21 protein-coding genes are annotated in these 18985 nt (G+C 59.6%); 10 read left to right on the top strand and 11 right to left on the bottom strand.

Annotated elements, in window-relative coordinates:
• Positions 1–480 precede the first annotated feature (480 nt).
• The 3 genes from AC3EA7_RS15975 to AC3EA7_RS15965 all read left to right on the top strand — a co-directional run bounded on the left by AC3EA7_RS15975 (position 481) and on the right by AC3EA7_RS15965 (position 2884).
• A complete protein-coding gene (locus AC3EA7_RS15975; protein WP_488615067.1) occupies positions 481–708 on the top strand; it encodes a hypothetical protein in 228 nt (75 codons plus the stop codon).
• Positions 698–940: a PIN domain-containing protein gene (locus AC3EA7_RS15970; protein ID WP_488615066.1), complete on the top strand. Its 243-nt coding sequence runs from the start codon at positions 698–700 to the stop codon at positions 938–940. Before AC3EA7_RS15975 ends, AC3EA7_RS15970 begins: the two co-directional genes overlap by 11 nt.
• Before the next feature lie 855 nt (positions 941–1795).
• Positions 1796–2884: an aromatic ring-hydroxylating oxygenase subunit alpha gene (locus AC3EA7_RS15965; RefSeq protein WP_488615065.1), complete on the top strand. Its 1089-nt coding sequence runs from the start codon at positions 1796–1798 to the stop codon at positions 2882–2884.
• A 9-nt stretch (positions 2885–2893) separates the two neighbouring features.
• Here AC3EA7_RS15965 and AC3EA7_RS15960 read toward each other — a convergent pair whose 3' ends face one another.
• From AC3EA7_RS15960 to aspS, 4 genes are all read right to left on the bottom strand, one after another.
• Entirely contained in the window at positions 2894–3487 is a 594-nt protein-coding gene (locus AC3EA7_RS15960; RefSeq protein WP_488615064.1) for a Uma2 family endonuclease, read from the bottom strand.
• Positions 3488–3631: 144 nt separating this feature from the next.
• A complete protein-coding gene (locus AC3EA7_RS15955; protein ID WP_488615063.1) occupies positions 3632–4267 on the bottom strand; it encodes a nucleotidyl transferase AbiEii/AbiGii toxin family protein in 636 nt (211 codons plus the stop codon).
• Between the two features lie 14 nt (positions 4268–4281).
• Positions 4282–4851 (bottom strand): cob(I)yrinic acid a,c-diamide adenosyltransferase, encoded by a 570-nt coding sequence (locus tag AC3EA7_RS15950; RefSeq protein WP_488615062.1) that lies wholly within the window; start codon positions 4849–4851, stop codon positions 4282–4284.
• A 20-nt stretch (positions 4852–4871) separates the two neighbouring features.
• Entirely contained in the window at positions 4872–6638 is a 1767-nt protein-coding gene (aspS, locus tag AC3EA7_RS15945) for an aspartate--tRNA ligase (protein ID WP_488615061.1), read from the bottom strand.
• Positions 6639–6748: 110 nt separating this feature from the next.
• On the opposite strand from aspS, the gene AC3EA7_RS15940 reads away from it, so the two are divergent.
• The gene (locus AC3EA7_RS15940) at positions 6749–7501 is read left to right on the top strand and encodes a WecB/TagA/CpsF family glycosyltransferase (RefSeq protein ID WP_488615060.1); all 753 of its coding nucleotides are present in this window, start codon (positions 6749–6751) and stop codon (positions 7499–7501) included.
• On the opposite strand, the gene AC3EA7_RS15935 is transcribed toward AC3EA7_RS15940, so the two are convergent.
• Positions 7448–8626, bottom strand: a complete 1179-nt coding sequence (locus AC3EA7_RS15935; protein WP_488615059.1) for an AGE family epimerase/isomerase — start codon at positions 8624–8626, stop codon at positions 7448–7450. The two genes, AC3EA7_RS15940 and AC3EA7_RS15935, sit on opposite strands and share 54 nt — an antisense overlap.
• Before the next feature lie 43 nt (positions 8627–8669).
• Positions 8670–9098, bottom strand: coding sequence for a CoA-binding protein (locus AC3EA7_RS15930; RefSeq protein ID WP_488615058.1), 429 nt, complete (start codon positions 9096–9098; stop codon positions 8670–8672).
• A gap of 153 nt (positions 9099–9251) precedes the next feature.
• On the opposite strand from AC3EA7_RS15930, the gene cax reads away from it, so the two are divergent.
• Positions 9252–10376 (top strand): calcium/proton exchanger, encoded by a 1125-nt coding sequence (gene cax / locus AC3EA7_RS15925; RefSeq protein WP_488615057.1) that lies wholly within the window; start codon positions 9252–9254, stop codon positions 10374–10376.
• Positions 10377–10384: 8 nt separating this feature from the next.
• Here cax and AC3EA7_RS15920 read toward each other — a convergent pair whose 3' ends face one another.
• Positions 10385–10552 carry a hypothetical protein gene (locus AC3EA7_RS15920; protein ID WP_488615056.1) on the bottom strand — a complete coding sequence of 56 codons (168 nt, stop codon included), beginning with the start codon at positions 10550–10552 and terminating at the stop codon, positions 10385–10387.
• 260 nt (positions 10553–10812) lie between these two features.
• Between AC3EA7_RS15920 and AC3EA7_RS15915 the strand changes: the two genes are divergently transcribed.
• Entirely contained in the window at positions 10813–11784 is a 972-nt protein-coding gene (locus AC3EA7_RS15915) for a LysR family transcriptional regulator (protein ID WP_488615055.1), read from the top strand.
• Positions 11781–12668, top strand: a complete 888-nt coding sequence (locus AC3EA7_RS15910; protein WP_488615054.1) for a R2-like ligand-binding oxidase — start codon at positions 11781–11783, stop codon at positions 12666–12668. Before AC3EA7_RS15915 ends, AC3EA7_RS15910 begins: the two co-directional genes overlap by 4 nt.
• Positions 12669–12751: 83 nt before the next feature.
• On the opposite strand, the gene AC3EA7_RS15905 is transcribed toward AC3EA7_RS15910, so the two are convergent.
• Positions 12752–13240 carry a CBS domain-containing protein gene (locus AC3EA7_RS15905; RefSeq protein WP_488615053.1) on the bottom strand — a complete coding sequence of 163 codons (489 nt, stop codon included), beginning with the start codon at positions 13238–13240 and terminating at the stop codon, positions 12752–12754.
• Between the two features lie 298 nt (positions 13241–13538).
• Here AC3EA7_RS15905 and AC3EA7_RS15900 point away from each other — a divergent pair, with 298 nt between their 5' ends.
• Together AC3EA7_RS15900 and AC3EA7_RS15895 are read left to right on the top strand one after the other, a co-directional pair.
• A complete protein-coding gene (locus tag AC3EA7_RS15900) occupies positions 13539–14216 on the top strand; it encodes a CBS domain-containing protein (RefSeq protein WP_488615052.1) in 678 nt (225 codons plus the stop codon).
• A gap of 17 nt (positions 14217–14233) precedes the next feature.
• Positions 14234–14935, top strand: coding sequence for a phosphoribosyltransferase family protein (locus AC3EA7_RS15895; protein WP_488615051.1), 702 nt, complete (start codon positions 14234–14236; stop codon positions 14933–14935).
• A gap of 87 nt (positions 14936–15022) precedes the next feature.
• Here AC3EA7_RS15895 and AC3EA7_RS15890 read toward each other — a convergent pair whose 3' ends face one another.
• Complete coding sequence (locus tag AC3EA7_RS15890; protein WP_488615050.1) at positions 15023–15916, bottom strand: universal stress protein; 894 nt, start codon at positions 15914–15916, stop codon at positions 15023–15025.
• Positions 15917–15964: 48 nt separating this feature from the next.
• Complete coding sequence (locus AC3EA7_RS15885) at positions 15965–16381, bottom strand: universal stress protein (protein WP_488615049.1); 417 nt, start codon at positions 16379–16381, stop codon at positions 15965–15967.
• Positions 16382–16609: 228 nt separating this feature from the next.
• On the opposite strand from AC3EA7_RS15885, the gene AC3EA7_RS15880 reads away from it, so the two are divergent.
• The gene (locus AC3EA7_RS15880) at positions 16610–17563 is read left to right on the top strand and encodes a universal stress protein (RefSeq protein WP_488615048.1); all 954 of its coding nucleotides are present in this window, start codon (positions 16610–16612) and stop codon (positions 17561–17563) included.
• 3 nt (positions 17564–17566) lie between these two features.
• On the opposite strand, the gene AC3EA7_RS15875 is transcribed toward AC3EA7_RS15880, so the two are convergent.
• A complete protein-coding gene (locus AC3EA7_RS15875; protein ID WP_488615047.1) occupies positions 17567–18862 on the bottom strand; it encodes an acetyl-CoA hydrolase/transferase family protein in 1296 nt (431 codons plus the stop codon).
• Between the last annotated feature and the right edge of the window lie 123 nt (positions 18863–18985).

Raw genomic sequence — 18985 nt, 5'->3', positions numbered from 1 at the left:
ATGTGCGATTGGTTGGAGACCGGGCATGAGATAGTCGGCGGCGGAACTTAAGATGCGGATTCAGGATTTCTTTGGGCATATCGCCAGTAGCGCGCCCCTGCGCCCTGAGCCTGTCGCAGGGTCGAAGGGCGGGCAGCAGCGTATTCGGCGGCTCAACGGATTGTTTCGCTGCGGATCGCATGATGTGTGTGGCGGGGCGTGCGACCTACTGCATCGAGCAGTTTTGGCGGTGACCGGTTTCGCGTATGTGGAGATCCTTTACATCCACTATGAAGCGATCTATGCTCCTCATACGAACGTACGGTCATCAGACAAGATATTCAGGCGCTTGGTTCAAGTGGAACAGCGGGCGTCCATCGGCAATATTGCACGAATGACCGCACATTGGTATAAGATACGATGGAACATCTGTGCAATATACCATCGTCATCCTTCCAAAGACCATGTATAATAACAATATTGGCGTGAAGGGTAGAGACCATGACCTTAACGACACTTGAACAGGAAATCCTTGCCCGCCTGCATAGGCTCACGCCTCTACAGCAGCGTGAAGTGCTAGCATTTGTGCGTACCTTGGGGAACACCCCAGTTGGCATTCCAGGTCGTGAACTGCTTGCGTTTGCTGGCAGTATTGAACCGCACGATCTCCTCACATTGCAGCAAGCGATTAATGAGGGATGCGAGCAGGTGAACCTGGATGAGTGGTAGATACCTGCTCGACGCCAATATCGTCATCGCGCTCTGGTCCGACGATGCAGCGGTTACGCACGAATTGGCCGGTGCTGATGAGGTCTTTGTTCCGATTATCGTGCTGGGCGAACTTTACTATGGGGCGCGGAAATCGGCGTGGTCGGCTGCAAATATCGCACGGATCGACGATTTTGCCGCACGTATATCGCCTTACCTTAGCGACCCGCGACGATCATTTCAGAGAGGTTGATGGATCAACCATCGTAAAGTGGTAAGCGCTCGCCGGAAAGTGTATCCTCATCACCCCTGCTGCTGAGTTTATCGGACCGATGCTCTGCGAGGCATTCGCTGAGCAAGGCGCAGATGTCGTATGGAAGAGTTCCTCAACCGCCTGAACATCCCCTCCAAGCGCGACATTGGTGAGTTGAGCGAGAAGATTGCGCAACTGGCGGCGCGCGTCGAGGAACTGCGAAAGAGCCAGGATTAACAGAACACGGCAACGGACGCGCAGGACTGATCGGAACCAGGCGCCGAGGGTATAGTACGCGAAGGTCACGTTGCAAACTTCCGGCGCCTGGTTTTCGATTCCTGAGTCTCCCCGGCCCGGCGGCTCATGATTACAACATAATCCGGCATGCGCCTTGCGCCCGGCGACTGAAGCCGCGGGCGACGGTTGCCACGCCCGCCTGCGCAGGCTGCACCGGGTGATACCGGATTCTTTGCTCAGAAACCCTTATTGTCCAAATGACCGCGCATTCTCAGTTCTCAGTTCTCGGTTCTCATACGAACGTGCAGTCAGTCAGCCACGATGTTCGCGCGTTCGTTGGGCAAGGCGCACCGACAGGCGTGTCGTGGACGCAGACTGCGCATCGGCATCAGCAGCCCCGGCGGGGCTTGCACGTGCGGTGAGCACCGTCGAACCGCATGCAGTGAGCATGGTCGAACCGCGTCCTCAGCGAGGGCTTTCGCCCGCAGCGCCCCGGTGTCCCGCTGCGCCTACCGGCAATATGAATACATTGTCGGCATGATTGACAAGATTCCCTGTCATCGCTTAAACTCAGAACGCCCAGAGAACTCTCCGCCATCATGCAATGGAGCAACCTCTATGGACCTGAGCGATTACACGTTCGATCCCAATCTGGCACGCGCCACGACGATCCCGGCGCGCTGGTACATCGATCCCGCAATGCTGGCAATCGAAGAGGAACGCATCTTTGGTCGCACCTGGCAGCTTGTCGGGCGCACTGAACAGGTGCGCAACCCCGGCGACTATTTCACCTGCGCGGTTGTCAACGAGCCGCTGGTTGTCACCTGCGATGCCGTCGGGAAACTGCACGCCTTCTACAACGTCTGCCGCCATCGCGCCGGTTCAGTCGCCGAGGGGTGCGGCAACCGCAAGACGTTGCAGTGCAGTTACCACGCCTGGACGTACAATCTCGACGGGACGCTGCGCTCGACGCCTGAGTTCGAGGGGGTGGAAAATTTCAACAGGGCTGATTATGGTCTGCGCCCGGTGCAGGTGGACACCTGGGGTCCGTTTGTGTTTGTGAACCTTGATCTGAATGCGCCGCCGCTCTGCGAAGTGCTCGGCGCCATTCCCGAAGAGACGTCCGGCATGCCGCTGGCGCGCATGGGGTTCTACAAGCGAGTGGACTACGAAATCGACTGCAACTGGAAGGTGTATATCGATAACTATCTGGAAGGGTACCACATTCCGGTCGCCCATCCTGGTCTGTTCAAGGAGATCGACTACAAGCAGTACCGGGTCGAAACCTTCCGTTACTACTCAAAGCAGCACGCCCCGATCCGCGAGAACCCGGGCTCGCTCTACCGGCGTCACCTTGAAGAAGGGGCGCCGGCGCAGGCGCTCTACTACTGGGTCTTCCCGAATTTGATGCTCAATATTTACCCGGACAACCTCCAGATCAACATCATTCTGCCGCTTGGTCACGAACGCACGCTCACGATCTTCGAGTGGTACGTGCTCGATGTGGACCGTCCCGAAGTGGCAGAGGAATTTCACCGCTCATTCAAGTTCAGCGATGTGGTGCAGAAGGAAGACATCGACATCTGCGAGGCGGTGCAGAAGCGGCTGCGGTCGCGATCTTATAATGTCGGACGCTTCTCGGTGCTGCGCGAAAATGGCGTGCACCACTTCCACGGGCTGCTCGCCGAATATTTGCAACGCGCCTGAACACAACCATTACCCGAAGAGCATGTCGGTCGCCACGTTCCAGCCGGGGACGACGACGCTGGGAATGATCGCCTGCCCGCGGTAGACGTGTTCGGCGCGATAGACCGCGCCCTCCAGCGTGAGCAACTCGACGGCGCGGTGACCGGGATCGGCGATCCAGTACTCGCGCACCCCGGCGGCGGCATACAGGTCGCGTTTCTCGCGCCGGTCGTAACTCGCGCTGCCGGGAGACGCCACCTCCACCACCAGGTCTGGCGGGCCGACGATGCGTTGCGCGGTAATCGCCGCTGCGCCGCCGTGCAACAGCACAACCACATCAGGCTGCACAATCGTGACCAGGCTGAGTTCCACATCGATGGGCGCTGTGAAGACTCGCCCACGCCCAGTCATCTGGACGTGCTGCATCAGATAGTAGAAAATCAGACCGCTGACGCTCTGATGATCAGGGTTGGGAGCAGGCGTCATACGCAGGTCTCCGTCAATCAGTTCATAGCGCTGTCCATCGTCCGGCAGGCGCTCATAGTCCGCCACCGTCCAGCGTCCGCCGGGAGGCGGCGGCAGAGGGGAGACCAATCCTGCGACCGGCAGAACATCAGTCCTCATAGGCGCCCTCGTCGTTGCGGATGATCCGGCTGTGCGATTATGGCATCACTGCATTCTTGTCATTATTGTAGCACGCACCGTGTGGAAGAGACCGGTTGCCGGACATCAATCGTGCGATGCGGTAATGTTGGACGAAAGCGGCTTTTACCCCCGAGAATCTTCTGGTGCGCCGAACTCCAGATCGGTCAGCGTGACCAGCGCATCATAGTCTTCGACGAGATCAGGGGCATACCGGGCGATGACGGTGCGGATCAGAGCGCGCTCGTCGCGGTCTGCCGCGCGCAGCAGGCGCGTGATATCCGCCACGTCCTGCGCTCGACCCGCTTGAAGCTTCATGAGCGCGAGAAACGGTCGCGGCAGCGCCGGAAAACCCGCCGGATCGAACGACGGATGATCGAGCGCCTCGTCGAGCCAGGGGGCATCGGACGCGACGACATCGATGCTGTACCCTGCTTCACCGACGGGCAGCGCTGTGAAACCACCTATGGCGAGCGTTCCGCCGATGGCGTAACCGGCGGTAATAAAGGCGGAACGCGCCGCCGGTTCGTCGTGGGCGTGGATGAGAATATCTACGTCCTGCGTCATACGCTCTGGCGCATAGGCGCGCAACGCCATTGCGCCGATGAGCGCCCAGCGAATGCCTGCAAGGATTTCGCGCAGATTGGGGAGTTGCTGCACCGCCGTTCTCCGGTTCAAGAAGACAGGCGACGAGCCGGTGCCGGCTCTGGCTCGTCGCAGCGCAATCCGAATATACGGGTTTTTAACCTGCGGCTGACTCACCACTATCTCCTGCTTTAACCATCCTCTTCTTTTTCCTTGCGCATTCGTGGGCTTTCCCACGGTACGTCGGGCACGCCGGCGTTCGCATTCGCGTAGCGCGCCGCAACGAACAGCAGGTCCGAGAGGCGGTTCAAATAGATGGCAACCTGTGGGTTGATCGGTTCGATCTGGCTGAGAGTCACGACCCAGCGCTCGGCGCGGCGGCAGACGGTGCGCGCCAGATGAAGATAGGCGGCAGGCGGTGTGCCGCCGGGCAGGATGAACTGGCGCAACGGTTCCAGTCGCGCTTCCATCTCGTCAATGGCCTGCTCGAGCGCCTGCACCGCTTCCGCGCCAATCCGCGGAATATTCGCCGCCTCACCGGGCGTCGCCAGGTCAGCGCCGACGACGAAGAGATCGTTCTGGACCCGCGCCAGCAGTGCGTCGAGGTCAGCATCGACCCCTGCCGCGCGCGCGACGCCGATGGCAGCGTTACATTCATCGACCGTGCCGTATGCCTGGACACGCGGGGCATCCTTGGAGACGCGCAAGCCGCCCCACAATCCGGTTTCGCCTTGATCGCCCGTCCGTGTGTAGATTTTCATGGAGGCGCCTCTCATTTCAGTCAAAGGCGCAGGGCAATATGCAACTCGCGCAACTGCCGCTCATCGACCGGCGATGGCGCATTGGTCATCAAATCGATCGCCTGCTGCGTCTTCGGGAATGCCATGACTTCGCGGATCGTCACTTCATCGGCAAGGATCATACAGATTCGGTCGATACCAGGGGCGATGCCGCCATGCGGCGGCGCACCGTACTCGAACGCCTCCAGCATGTGCCCAAACTGACGCATCGCCGTCTCACGGTCGATGCCGAGCAGATCGAACAGGCGTTGCTGCACATCGCGGCGATGGATACGGATTGACCCGCCGCCGGCTTCATAGCCGTTCAGAATGAGGTCATACGCTTTTGCGCGCACCTTGCTCGGATCGGTATCCATCAGATGGAGGTCTTCGTCTTTTGGCGCAGTAAACGGATGGTGCACCGCATCCCAGCGCTGTTCTTCGTCGTTCCACTCAACCAGCGGAAAATCGAGCACCCATGCCCACGCCAGCGTATTCGGGTCGGCAAGGTTGAGGCGCGTGCCAAATTCGCGCCGCAGGCGGTCAAGCGTTTGCGCCACAATCTTCGGCGTATCAGCGACGATCAGCAGCAGGTCGCCAGGCGCCCCTTCCATCCGGCGAATGATCGCTGCCATCTCGTCGGGCGAGACCTGCTTGCCGAAACTGGATCGCACCTCACTGCCTTCTTCCGGCACGATCACCCAAAGCAGCCCTTTTGCGCCAGCCTGCTTTGCAAGTTCAACAACCTCATCGATCTGCCTGCGCGAGTACTGTCCTCCCCCCGGCACGCGCAGCCCTTTCACCTGCCCGCCGGTGTCGAGGGCGGTGCGGAACACGCCGAATGAACTGGCAGCAACGACCTCTCCCAGATTGATCAGTTCCAGCCCATAGCGCAAGTCCGGCTTATCGGATCCAAAGCGTTCCATTGCCTCGGCGAACGTCAGGCGCGGAAAGGGGGTCACCAGTCGCTTGTGTGGCACGATCTCGCGGCACAATGCGGTAAAGAGGCGTTCGATAATGTCGAGCACATCGTCCTGATCCACAAAACTCATTTCCATATCGAGTTGTGTGAACTCAGGCTGACGGTCGGCGCGCTGGTCTTCGTCGCGGAAGCAGCGCGCAATCTGAAAATAGCGATCAAATCCGGCAACCATGAGCAGTTGCTTCAACTGCTGCGGCGACTGTGGCAGCGCATAGAACTTGCCAGGATGCAACCGGCTCGGCACCAGATAGTCGCGGGCGCCTTCAGGCGTTGACTTAATCAGGATCGGCGTTTCGATCTCGATAAATCCCTCGCAGTCGAGGAAATCGCGAATGAACTTGACGATCCGGTGGCGCAGAATGATATTCCGCTGCATCCGTTCGCGCCGCAAGTCCAGGTAGCGGTATTTCAGGCGGATCGTTTCGTCTTCGCCGCCTTCTTTGTTGATATAGAGTGGCGGATTCTTTGCCGGGTTGAGGATGATCGCCTCAGTGGCGCGGACTTCAATCATACCGGTGGCGAGGTCGGGATTGTACGCCTCCTCCGGTCGCTGCACCACAACGCCGCGCACTTGAAAGACGTACTCGGTGCGCGCATCACTGGCGACGGCATGCGCCTCAGGTGCAGCCGCCGAGTCGAAAACCACCTGCGTCAAGCCATACCGATCACGCAGGTCGATGAAGATCAACGGACCGTGGTCGCGGCGGCGATGCACCCAACCGGCGAGCAGCACTTCCTGCCCTGCGTGTTCAACGCGCAACTCGCCGCAGGTGTGGCTGCGGTACATAACTTGACTCCTTTTATAATCGCATGCCAGGATGATCTCTCGTGAGTGTGCGTTTTCAACGCTCTCAGGGAACGCCATTATAGCCGCATGAGAAAGGGCTGTCCAATACTGTGCGCAAACGTGTTGCTATTCTGGGGGTTGCCATCGACGATGTGTTGATGGACGACGCGATTGCTGCCGTTGTCCGGTTCGTTGCGGAAGGCGGACCCCATCAGATCGTCACCGTCAACCCGGAGTTTGTGATGGAAGCGCGCCGCAACAGCGCCTTTCGCCGGGTGCTTGCGGCGGCCGACCTGGCGACCGCCGACGGATTCGGGTTGATCCTGGCATCGCGCTGGTGCGGCGCGCCATTGCGCGGTCGTGTGACCGGCATCGCGCTCACCGAACGCATTGCTGCGGAAGCAGCGCGGCGTGGCTGGGCGCTCTTTCTCCTTGGCGCCGCCCCCGGCGTGGCGGAACGCGCCGCTGCGGCGCTCCGGCAGGCAAACCCCGGTTTGCGGATTGCCGGTTGTTATGCCGGGTCGCCGCGCCCTGCCGACGAACCGGCGATCCGCGAACGGATTCGCGCTGCCAGACCGGATGTGCTCCTGGTGGCATACGGTCATCCGGCGCAAGACTTGTGGATTGCGCGCAACCAGCCGCTCCTGCGTGTTCCGGTTGCCATTGGCGTGGGTGGGACATTCGACGAACTGGCCGGCGTTGTGCCGCGCGCACCGGCGCTTGTGCAGCGGTTGGGGCTGAAATGGCTCTATCGTCTGCTGGTGCAGCCCTGGCGCTGGCGGCGGATTATGACCGCAGTACCGATTTTCTTATGGACGGTGTTCCGCGAGGGACGCGCCTTCGATGCGTTGCACACTGAATAGCAGCGCGCGCGGTACGTGAAAGAACCCTTTGTAGTTACCCCCTTTGCTGCTGAGCGCCAGATCGCCGCGTCGGTCGCAGTAGCCAAACCATTCCCCGTGCACTGGATCAACGAACGTCCGAAACGCATAGTCGTCCACCCGTTCCAACCAGCGCAACCAGCGTTCCTCACCCGTCAGCGTATACGCCAGCGTTAGCGCATAGATCGCCTCGGTATGGGGCCACCACAATTTCATCGTCGACTCGAGCTGGAGCGTCGGCTTTCCTTCAATATCCATAAAGTAGTACAACCCGCCGTACTCGTGATCCCAGCCATACTCCAGCGACCCTTCCAGGACATCGAACGCCAGGCGCCGATACTCCTCACTCGGCACGAATTCCAGCATATGCAGCAAGAACCAGGCAACCTCGATCGCGTGACCGGGGCTGAACAGGCGTCCTTCGGGCCACTCACGCAAATTGCGCCCATCGAGCGTCACATGTTCGACGAGGATGCGGCGCTGTGGGTCATAGTGGCGCCGCACCCCTTCCATGGCGTCACGAATTACCTGAACATAGCGTGGGTCATCGGATATGCGCGCCAGTTCAATCGCCATGCTCGCCAGCACCATCACATTCGCCAGGTTACTGACCGGCGGATTGCCAACCAGCATCGGGCGGTCGAGCAGCACCGGGTTGCGGATCCAGCGGTCGATTTGCCAGAAGAGTTCGACTGCCTCATCAAAACATCCCCGATCACCGGTTGCGCGGGCATACTCCAGCAAACCGAGCATGTAGAACACCGCTGCATACGGCTTTCGCTGATAAAAGTACGGCTCCCCTTCACGCGTCAGACAGAAATAGATGCGTCCCTGCGGATCGCGCCCATACCGCCGCATGAACTGACAGATGAGCGTTGCGGCGTCAAGAAATTCCTGGCGGCGGTCAAATTCATTGTACAGGCGCGAAAACATCCAGACCGCACGCCCCTGCAACCACATGTACTTTTTCGTGTCGTAGATCGATCCATCGCGATCAAGACAGGTGAACTGTCCGCCATACGCTTGATCCAGCGAGTGCTTTAACCAGAACGGAATGACCGACTCCTCCAGATTGGCGCGATAGCGTGCCGCATACGACGCGAGCATAGGCCTGTCTCCATGATGATCCGTCTGTCAGGCATATGATACGTTATGCCTGTTTTGGAATCAACCGCCGGTGCTCGACTGCCATGCAGCGATTCATCACCACTTGCAACCCGGCGGTTTCGGCGCGGGCTGCGGCTTCCTCGTTGACAATCGACAACTGCATCCACACCGCCTTCGCGCCCGCCGCAATCGCATCTTCGACAACCGGCATCACCGTTTCGGGACGGCGAAAAATGTCCACAATATCGATCTTTTCGGGCACGTCGCGTAGACTGGCATATGGCTTCTCGCCAAGCACGTGAATATTGAGCGTCGCCAGACGTGGATTGACCGGAATGACACGGTACCCCTGGCGCTGCAAAAACTCGGCGACCATGTACGAATCGCGGTCGGGGTCGTCGCTGATGCCGACAACCGCAACGGTGCGGGCCGAGGTGAGCAGATCGCGGATCTCCTGATCGGTGGTTAACACGGTTTCCTCCTTCATGTTTGCGTGCGGCGACTCAACCACACTCTAACCATTATCGTATGTCGAAAGCAGGCTTTGCGCAACCGGAACGAGCCGGGCATGTGGTATGATGACTCACCTGGTTCTCATCTTCGTTCTGACCGGAGGGGGCATTCGGTGAACGTCCTGCGCTACATGCTGATCTTCGTCCCGCTGGCGTTTCTGGCTGAATTTTTGTTCCCCAATCCCCTGCTCGTCTTTGCGCTCTCCTGCGTGGCGCTCATTCCCCTTGCCGGTCTGCTTGGCGAGGCGACCGAAGAACTCGCCATCCACACCGGTCCGAAAATCGGCGGTCTGCTGAACGCGACCCTGGGGAACGCCGCCGAACTGATTATCACCATCGTTGCGCTGCGTGAAGGGAAGATCGAACTGGTCAAAGCCTCGATCACCGGCTCCATCCTGGGCAATCTGCTCCTCATCCTCGGTCTCAGCCTGTTGCTCGGCGGCCTTCGTCACGGCATCCAGAAGTTCGACAGCAACCTGACCGGCGTTGCCGCAACGATGATGATGCTCTCGGTCGTTGGTATGATGATACCGACGCTTTTCGAGTTACTTCGTGAAGTGCAGAGCGGCGCGGTGGACATCTTCAACACCGATGTGCGCGACCCGGCGCTCGACGCGCTCAGTCTGGGGGTTGCAGCGATCTTGATCGTCCTCTACATCCTGAGCCTGATCTTTTCCTTTCAGAAACCAGAACGCGGCATCGGCGCCCCAACCGGCGTCGATGATCCGTCTGCCGAAATCGAACATCATCAGGCAAAGTGGAGTGTGCCGGTTTCGCTCGGCGTCCTGACGGTTGCGACGATTGCGATTGTCTTTCTCAGTGAATTCCTGGTTGGCGCTGTCGAGCCGGTTGTGGAGCAACTTGGGGTCAGCGAACTGTTCCTGGGGGTGATCCTGATCCCGCTGGTTGGCAATGTCGCGGAGCATATCGTTGCCGTGCAGGTGGCGCTGAAAAATAAAATGGACCTGTCGCTGTCGATCTCGCTGGGATCCAGCATGCAGATTGCCCTGTTCGTGGCGCCGTTGCTGGTCTTTATCAGCCTGTTGTTCGGCAACGAAATGACCCTGTACTTCAGTCTGTTCGAGGTTGCTGCGCTGACGCTGGCAGTGCTCTGCGCCGTGCAGGTATCGGTCGATGGCGAGAGCAACTGGCTCGAAGGCGCGCAGTTGCTGGCGGTCTATCTGATTATTGGTCTGGGGTTCTTTTATGTGGTCACGCCAGGCGCTCACGGCGGCTAATAGAGCGATCAACCAAAACCTGGACCATCAAGAACGTGGAGCAGCGGACGTTGGCTGAGCCCGCTTTCGTCCGACCAGCCATGCGTGATGGCACTGCTATCGAGGACGTGGAGCGGCGGACGTTGGCTGAGCCTGTCGAAGCCAACGTCTGCTGCACGACGGTCAACACGGGACATGATTGTGCACCATCTGGTTGATCGCTCGCTAAGAGCCGATCTGGAAAAGATCGTTGGGCGGGTGAAGGCATTGCCTTCGCCTGACCGGTTTGGAGAGGTCAGGGGCATTGCGAGCGACGCCATCGTTCGGATCAGCAGCAGATTGCTCCGTCACAGGACGCAATCTGCAAGCGTCGCTTGACCCGGTGCAGTGACGACGATACAGGCAGATAGGCTCTGAACACGCTATAGAAGCTCACATATCCAACAGGCGAATGGCTATGCTCAACACTATTCACCTGCAAACATTTCTTGCCGTGGTGGAAACCGGCAGTTACAGCGCCGCAGCCGAACGTCTCCATCTATCGCAACCGGCGGTCAGCAGTCACATCCGGGCGCTCGAAGCGCAACTCGATCAGGTGCGCCTGTTTCGCCGGGTTGGACAACAAATGCTGCCAACGCAGGCTGGCGAAGAACTGATCGCAATGGCGCGCGACATGCTGGAACTGGCGACGCAGGCGGAAGAACGTATTCGCAGTTTGGGGGGGCAGGTGAGCGGTCGAGTGACTCTGGGGTGCACCCCTTCCGGCGCCGAGGTCCTGTTGTCCCGCGTGCTGCAAGCGTTTCACGAACGCCATCCGTCCGTCTCTCTGTCGGTCACGGTTGCCCTGCCTGACATGTTGCTGGAACAGTTGTCACGGCAGCATATTCATATCGCGTTCATCGAAGAAAAACAGAGTCCGCGAAACTGGGTTGTGCAACTCCTCGGCAGCGAGCCGCTGGTGCTGATTGCGCCACGCGACCACGAGATGGCGCATCGCGGTCTCGTGACGCCCGGCGCACTGCGTCAGGCGCCCGTGATCATGCCGCGCAACGGGTGCGCGACTCGCCGCGTTATCGATGAAGGCTTACGGGCAAGCGGGCTGACGCCTGCCGACGTTCATGTCGTGCTCGAAACCGATAGCGCCACTGTTGCGCTGGAGGCGGTGTGCAGCGGTATCGGGCTGGCGTTCGTGCCTCAATCGTTCGTTATGCGCCATACGGACGTTAGCATCATCCCTGTCGAGCTGAGCCTGTACCAGGAATGGTTCGCGCTGCGCTCACGCGAGCACACAATGTCACGCGCCGTCCAGGAAACGTTTGCCTTTCTGACCGGAGAGGATGTTCGCGCTATCCTGTCCAGGGCTGGCGTTCGATCACCATTAGAGAGCAAGGCGTTGGGAAAGACGCCGAAAATGGAAAGGAAACGATGATGAGCCATTCAGCATTTGTCACGACCAGTCGTGGTTTGCGCCGAGATACCGTGCCGATGCGATTGTTCGAGAAAGCCAAACGTCTGGGGATCTGGAATCCCAGCGACATTGACTTCAGCCAGGACATCCGCGATTGGCAAACATTGACCAATGACGAACGCGATCTTGTGTTGCGTCTGACCTCGCTCTTTCAGGCAGGCGAGGAGGCGGTCACGCTCGATCTGTTGCCTCTGGTTGCCGCAATTGCCGCTGAAGGGCGTCTCGAAGAAGAACTGTTTCTGACAAGTTTCTTGTGGGAAGAAGCCAAGCACACCGACTTCTTCAACCGCTTTTTGGCCGAAGTCGCCGGGTTTACCGGTGATCTGAGCCACTACCATACCGCCAATTACCGCGCGCTCATTCACGAAGCGTTGCCGGCTGCGATGGAGCGTCTGCGCGATGATCCTTCGCCAGAGGCGCAGGCTATCGCCTCGCTCACCTACAACATGATCGTCGAAGGCGTGCTGGCGGAAACCGGCTACCATGCCTACTTCACTATGCTGGAGCGGCGCAATCTGATGCCGGGGACGCGCAAAGGAATCGGGCTGCTGAAACAGGACGAGTCGCGCCACATCGCCTATGGCGTGTATCTTCTGTCGCGCCTGATCAACGCCGAGCCGCGCCTGTGGGATGTCGTTGTGGATCGCATGAACGAACTCGTCGTCTATGCCGTGGGGGTCATCGACGATGCCTTCGCCTGCTACGAGGTTGTGCCCTTCGGGTTGAGCCACGACGATTTCATGCATTTTGCGATGGGGCAATTCCAGCGTCGCCTTGATCGTATCGAACGCGCGCGCGATCAGACACTGGGGGAGATTGAGGAGGAGACCGAAGAGACGCCATAAACACGCCACCATTGCACCGTGGAGACGTTGCATTGCAACGTCTCCACGTCCCCATGCCGGCGATATGCCGTTTTCCGCCGATCTTACCCTTCCTCTTCCATATCCCGGCGCTCGAGCACATGCACCAGCGCCTCGAACAGGTCGCTTTCGGTAATAACGCCAACGACCATGTTGTTCTCGTCCACCACCGGCAAACCGCCAACCTTGTTGTCGATCATGAGCATCGCCGCCTCGCGCAGGCTGGTCTCCGCTGTGACCGTGATCGGGTCCTCCGTCATGACCTCATACACCTTGATCCGTCGCAGTGCATCGGCGATATCGAACGGATCCATTCCCGCAACCCGCAGCAGATCGGCACCGCGAATATCGCCCTGCGTAATGATGCCACGCAGTTCACCCGTATCGATGACGACCGGCAGGCGGCGGATGTTATGTTCACGCATCAGCGCCAGCGCCTCGCTGACCGGCGCCGCCAGGTTGACCGTGACTGCCGGAGCGTGCATCCAGAAGCGGATCTCCTCCTCGGCAGGCACTGAGGCGCGTCGCCTGGAAGATGAAGATGTCTTCGCCATTGAAGTTCTCCTTTCTGGAGCAGTGCCATGCCGTGCACCCGTCCGACAGGACAGCTCCAGCAGCATAGCAAACCGAACACACGATCCTTAATAATTGTAGCCTGTTCTATCCTGTGTGTGGCGTAACAGGTTATCACCCGCAGTAACAGATTCGCTACCTGAATAGATGCGATCTTACGCAGTGCGACACGTGTAAACGCATACTCTCCGTGTGTGATGGTTTCTTTTCTTTCTGACGCAACGTGGCATGGTACAGTACTATCAGGCGCTTCAGATTTGCCGCGCGTTGGAGGCAGCCATGAAAAATCAACGAGTTGCAGACTGGATGAGTACGCCCGCAATTGTCATCGATTCGACAACGACCCTTGCTGATGCGCAACGTCTGATGGAACAGCGGCGCATTCGCCGCTTGCCGGTTGTAGAAAACGGCAAACTGATCGGCATCATCACGCGTGGCGATCTGCGCGCTGCCCAACCAGCCGATACCACCCTCAGCTACTATGAGTGGCGTGCATTACTCGATCGGGTAACGGTCGTTGAATGTATGACGCGCCACGTTGTCACTATCACGCCGGATGCGTCAACGCTCGATGCTGCCAGATTGATGTTGTCGTACAAAATTGGCGGGCTGCCGGTGGTTGATAGCGAGGGACGGGTGATCGGGATGATCACCGAAAGCGATCTATTCCGCCTTCAAATCGCCCTGGCGGTCGGCGGCGAACTGCACGACACCGCCCGCCCAACGCTGATATGCCACCATTGCGGCGCAGTATTGCGGGGAAGGTCTCTCGAAACGATCAGTCGTGATGATCAGTGCTGGCGTTGTCACTATCATCTCCATCGTTGCGACAACTGTCGCTACTTTGATGGCATTGGCTGCATGCTGGATCGAGCGGAACGCCATACGCCGATCCCTGGGCGGGATTGTCCCTGCTTCGTTTACCTGGTGACGCAGGAACAGGGTGCGGAACGGTAGTGACGCACTAATACGCGATGATGAAAGCCGCGGTCATTGAGCCAGTCTACGGAGCGCCGCTCATCGGGTGTGATGATCGGTACGAAGACCGTGCCGCAGCGGGGCGGCGGCTCGCGTCGTTTCTGGGGCGTTTCCGTGGTACGCACGCCGTTGCACTGGCGATCCCGCCGGGAGGTGTGGCAGTTGCAGGCGAACTGGCGCGTTCACTCCGAATCCAGGTTGATGCCATCGTTACCCGCGAGTTTCGGGTGCGCGTCAATCCTGCCGTTGTCGCCGGCGCCATCAGCGAGTCGGGCGGGTTGTGTCTGAATGGCGCCATCCTGCGATTTCCGGGGGTGACGCCTGCGATGCTCTGGGATATCGTCCGAGCCGAACAGGCGATCCTGCCGGAACTGATCGCACTCTACCGCCATGGACGTCCCCTGCCGTTCGATATCCGACGACCGGTCATCCTGGTCGATGACGGCCTGAGCAGCGGCCTGGCGCACCTGGCGGCGCTTCAGGCGCTGCGGCGCTACCATCCGCTGGCATGCCTGCTCGCAACACCGCGCGCCGATGAACATATCTTACGCATGATCCGGCCATGGGTGGACGAGGCGATCGTGCTCGATCTCCGCACGCACACCCCCACCAACTCCGTCGATGGCTGGCAGATGTCGTTGAGTGATGAGGATGCCGCCATTCTGCTGGAGCGCTACCGGCTTCACATTGTGTCGTAGGGGACGAAGTCCACGATTACCCGGGACGAGCAGGATCGAGGAGCGCCGCCTGACGTTCACCCCTCAATGTTCAACGACCTTCCCCGCTTACTTGACCCCAGGGCTGTACAACAACAGCGGCAACGATGAGCCGCGCAGGACTTTATCGGCGACGCTGCCAAGCAGCAGGAGGGAAAACCCGCCCCGGCCGTGGGTTGCCATCGCAATCAGATCGATGCTATGCGCCCGCGCATAATCGAGAATACACGCCGACGGTTCTCCCACAGTCACAACGGCGTCAACCTGCAAACCCCGTGCGCGTAATGCCTCCGCCTGCCGATCCAGATACGCTTGCGCTCTATCCTTGAGCGATTGCACGATCGCAGAAGCGGCGACATTCTCATCCTGAACTGAAAGACCAAGCACGGTGGGGTCAACGACCCGCAGCAGCGTATACTCCGCGTCCATGATCCGCCCGATATGGACGCTGTGTTCGATGATCGCTTCAGCCAGAGGAGAACCGTCAAGAGGGATCAGAATACGGCGCAGCGAGCGCCTCATATGTTGCGTATCGATGGTTACGGTGGGTTGGTGCGGGCGTACCAGCATCACCGGTATCGGCGAGCGCCGCACGATGACATCTGCCACGCTGCCGAGCCAGAGGCGCGAAAGCGCCCCTCGACCGTGGGTCGTAAGGACGATCAGATTGCACCCGACCGCTTGCGCGTGCTCCAGCAGCGTCTCAGCGACGGGTCCGGTGAGGATCGACGTGATCGGTGCGCGCACCGATTGCTTCTCGATCTGCTGCGCCACCCGCTCGAGGTAGGCCGTCCGACTTGCTGCGCTGGCGCGGTCTGTTATATCCGCCAGACCGCCACGTCCAGCCAGGACGTGGGCAAGGTAAAGTTGCGCGCCTGATCGCCGCGCGACCGAGAGCGCCAGTGGCAACGCATGCTCACTGAACGCCGAGCCATCGAGCGGCACCAGGATGGATCGGCACATGCGCGCCTCCTCACCGAACCGTGCCGGATTGCTATCTGATAGCGATAGTTAGTGCACGACCACGACCGGGCAGTGGGCGCGTTGCACAACTGTATTGCTCACACTGCCCAGCAGGAGACCGACGAGCGTACTATGTCCACGCGACCCCATGACGATCAGGTCGAATTTCTCCTCTTCTGCGACACGCAGGATAGCCTGTGCCGGCGGTCCTTCGAGCAATTGCACATCGACTTCCGCCTGATCGCCGACTTGAGTGCGCGTGGCTTCAATCAGCGACTGGCCTATCAGCATCCGTGTTTCCAACAGACGCTCGTATTCAGGCGTGCCAAGAAGATCAGAGACATGCGGGAATGCATGGAGCAGGCACAATTTTGCGTTGTAGCGCTTTGCGATATCGACTGCTACGTCGATTGCCCGCGACGACGTTGGCGAACCATCAACAGCGACGAGTATTTTGTGGAACATGTTGACCACCTCTCCTTTGAGTGCGATCACAGGCTGATACGTTCACTCCTAACTATATGTGATCTTAACGGAAAAAGGCAGGAAAGATGCCAGTACAGTGCGTAAAGGTATCACAACGTCGTCTCAGTGCGTTGTGAGGACGCCATCCATAGTGAACATCTTCTTCCAAAGGGATGGATGGAGTATGTTATGCTGAGTACAGAACCAGCCTCGATGAGGAGGACGATTATGCAAACCATTGTCGTACCGCTCGATGGTTCCGAACTGGCAGTCCAGGTGCTGCCCTATGTCCGAGTGCTGGCGCCGTTGTTAGGCGCGAAGGTGCATCTGCTCCGCGTCGTCCAGGACTCACATCTGAGCAGCGGCGAGTCGTGGACGCAGATGCTGATTTCAGTCTATGGCGTTCCAGAGAGTGAGGCGCTGCGGCGCGATCAGTACGACGCATCGATGGAGGCGCTCCGTCAGCAGGCGCGTGCATACCTCCACGAACAGGCGCAGACGCTCGAAGGCGCAGGGATTGAGGTCATCAGCGATGTGCGCTACGGTTCACCGGCGGAAGTCATCGTTGAAGTTGCCGCCGGATATGCTCCTGGCGCGCTGATCGCAATGGCAACCCATGGCTACAGCGGGTTGCGCCGCTGGGCGCTTGGCAGCGTCGCCGACAAGGTCGTTCATGCGACAGAAGCGCCGGTGCTGCTGGTGCGCGGGCAGGCGCAGCGAGTGGTGCGCCCGCCGCGCCGCATTCTCACGCCGCTCGACGGCTCTGGGCTGGCGCGGCAGGCATTGCCGCTTGCAAGCGAGATCGCCCGCGCGGCGCACGCCGAATTGATCCTGCTCCGCGCGGTCGTGCCCATGATCGAGGCGTACGTTGGTGCGCCAATGCTGGGGCGCCCCATCGCTGAGAATAACGAAGCGCTGGGTGCACTGCGCGAATACGCACTGAATGACCTGAACGCGGAAGCGGCATCACTGCGCGCTGAGGTATCGCACATCCTTACCCATGCCATCATCGGGTATCCTGCCGAAGTTATCGTGGACGAGGCGCGTGAGATGGATGTCGATCTGATCGTCATGGCGACGCACGGGTATGGCGGGTTGCGTCGCTGGGCGCTCGGCAGCGTGGCGGATAAAGTGTTGCATGCCACAACGACGCCGCTCATTCTGGTGCGCGTCAGCGCGTAGGCGTCAGATATAGTGCAGTTTTTTCGCCGCTTCGGTCGACTGATCGCGAAATGCCGGATGGGCAATGTTGATCAGTGCGCGCGCGCGTTGCGCCAGGGTGCGGCCATACAGGTCGGCTACGCCGTATTCAGTCACCACGAAGTGAACATCGTAGCGGCTGGTGACCACGCCCGCGCCGACCTCGAGCGTCGGCACGATCCGTGAGATGGCGCCATCGCGCGCGGTCGACGAAATGGCAATGATCGGAATGCCACCGTCCGAGCGTGACGCGCCGCGAATAAAATCGACCTGCCCGCCAACGCCGCTGTACAGGCGCGTGCCGATGCTGTCGGCGCACACCTGACCCGTCAGATCTACCTGTAATGCCGAATTGACGGCGACCATATTTTTGTGTTGCGCAATGACGAACGGGTCGTTGACGTAGTCGGTGGGGTGCATTTCCACCATGGCGTTGTTGTGCACCCAGTCGAAGCAGCGCTGGCTGCCAAGGATGAAGCCGGCAACCACCTTTCCCTGATGGATGGTCTTCAATTCGCCGTCGATCACGCCGGCTTCGACCAGATCGATGACACCGTCCGAGAACAACTCGGTATGGATGCCCAGATGCCGTTTACTGTGCAGATTCGAGAGCACGGCATCCGGAATGGCGCCGATCCCGAGTTGCAACGTGGCGCCGTCAGGGATCAATTCTGCAATATGGCGCCCAATCGCCTGTGCGACGCTGTTCGTTTCCCCCTGTGGCAACTCCAGCAGCGGACGGTCACTTTCGACCAGCGCCGTCAGGCGCGACATGTGAATGAAACTGTCGCCAAGGGTGCGCGGCATGCGCGCATTGACCTCGGCAATGACGATCTTTGCCGTGCGCGCCGCCGGCAGGGTGCATCCTACTTCGACGCCCAGCGAGCAGAACCCGTGGCGGTCCGGCGGTGAAACCTGGATCATGGCGACATCGAGCGGCAGCAAGCCCTTGCGAAACAATTTTGGAATCTCGCCCAGAAATATTGGCGTAAAATCGGCGCGCCCTTCGTTGACCGCGCGCCGGGTGTTGTGACCAATAAAGAGCGCATTGTGACGGAATGACGCTGCCAGTTCCGGCGCGGTCGTCGGGTCCTCCCCTGCCGTCAGCATGTGAATGATCTCCACGTTGCGCAACTCAGGAGCGCGCGCAACGAGCGCATACAGCAGCAGTATCGGTACGCCGCATCCGCCGCCAATATAGACGCGATGATTCGATTCTATCAGTTCCACCGCTTCTTCAGCGGTCATTTCACGCCTTCCTGCCGTGAGCGAGTGTGGCATAGCACGTCTCTCCCTGCTGGTTACGTACACTTCTGTATCGAACGGTCACATCCCATACCCTGCCCTTCCCGCCTTTCCGCATGATAGGCAGGTGAGTTACGCGCCGGCCTGCCGATGCCTCTG

This window comes from Roseiflexus sp. (assembly GCF_057785375.1).
The sequence above is the reverse complement of the archived record's forward strand: the minus strand, read 5'-3'. Positions and strand labels throughout refer to the sequence as shown.

Bases quoted from the DNA above. Each gene is read 5' to 3' on its own strand.
- AC3EA7_RS15975 (WP_488615067.1), top strand. From the start codon at position 481: ATGACCTTAACGACACTTGAACAGGAAATCCTTGCCCGCCTGCATAGG.
- AC3EA7_RS15970 (WP_488615066.1), top strand. From the start codon at position 698: ATGAGTGGTAGATACCTGCTCGACGCCAATATCGTCATCGCGCTCTGG.
- AC3EA7_RS15965 (WP_488615065.1), top strand. From the start codon at position 1,796: ATGGACCTGAGCGATTACACGTTCGATCCCAATCTGGCACGCGCCACG.
- AC3EA7_RS15960 (WP_488615064.1), bottom strand. From the start codon at position 3,487: ATGAGGACTGATGTTCTGCCGGTCGCAGGATTGGTCTCCCCTCTGCCG.
- AC3EA7_RS15950 (WP_488615062.1), bottom strand. From the start codon at position 4,851: ATGAAAATCTACACACGGACGGGCGATCAAGGCGAAACCGGATTGTGG.
- aspS (WP_488615061.1), bottom strand. From the start codon at position 6,638: ATGTACCGCAGCCACACCTGCGGCGAGTTGCGCGTTGAACACGCAGGG.
- AC3EA7_RS15935 (WP_488615059.1), bottom strand. From the start codon at position 8,626: ATGCTCGCGTCGTATGCGGCACGCTATCGCGCCAATCTGGAGGAGTCG.
- AC3EA7_RS15920 (WP_488615056.1), bottom strand. From the start codon at position 10,552: ATGTCCCGTGTTGACCGTCGTGCAGCAGACGTTGGCTTCGACAGGCTC.
- AC3EA7_RS15915 (WP_488615055.1), top strand. From the start codon at position 10,813: ATGCTCAACACTATTCACCTGCAAACATTTCTTGCCGTGGTGGAAACC.
- AC3EA7_RS15910 (WP_488615054.1), top strand. From the start codon at position 11,781: ATGATGAGCCATTCAGCATTTGTCACGACCAGTCGTGGTTTGCGCCGA.
- AC3EA7_RS15905 (WP_488615053.1), bottom strand. From the start codon at position 13,240: ATGGCGAAGACATCTTCATCTTCCAGGCGACGCGCCTCAGTGCCTGCC.
- AC3EA7_RS15900 (WP_488615052.1), top strand. From the start codon at position 13,539: ATGAAAAATCAACGAGTTGCAGACTGGATGAGTACGCCCGCAATTGTC.
- AC3EA7_RS15895 (WP_488615051.1), top strand. From the start codon at position 14,234: ATGATGAAAGCCGCGGTCATTGAGCCAGTCTACGGAGCGCCGCTCATC.
- AC3EA7_RS15890 (WP_488615050.1), bottom strand. From the start codon at position 15,916: ATGTGCCGATCCATCCTGGTGCCGCTCGATGGCTCGGCGTTCAGTGAG.
- AC3EA7_RS15885 (WP_488615049.1), bottom strand. From the start codon at position 16,381: ATGTTCCACAAAATACTCGTCGCTGTTGATGGTTCGCCAACGTCGTCG.
- AC3EA7_RS15880 (WP_488615048.1), top strand. From the start codon at position 16,610: ATGCAAACCATTGTCGTACCGCTCGATGGTTCCGAACTGGCAGTCCAG.
- AC3EA7_RS15875 (WP_488615047.1), bottom strand. From the start codon at position 18,862: ATGCCACACTCGCTCACGGCAGGAAGGCGTGAAATGACCGCTGAAGAA.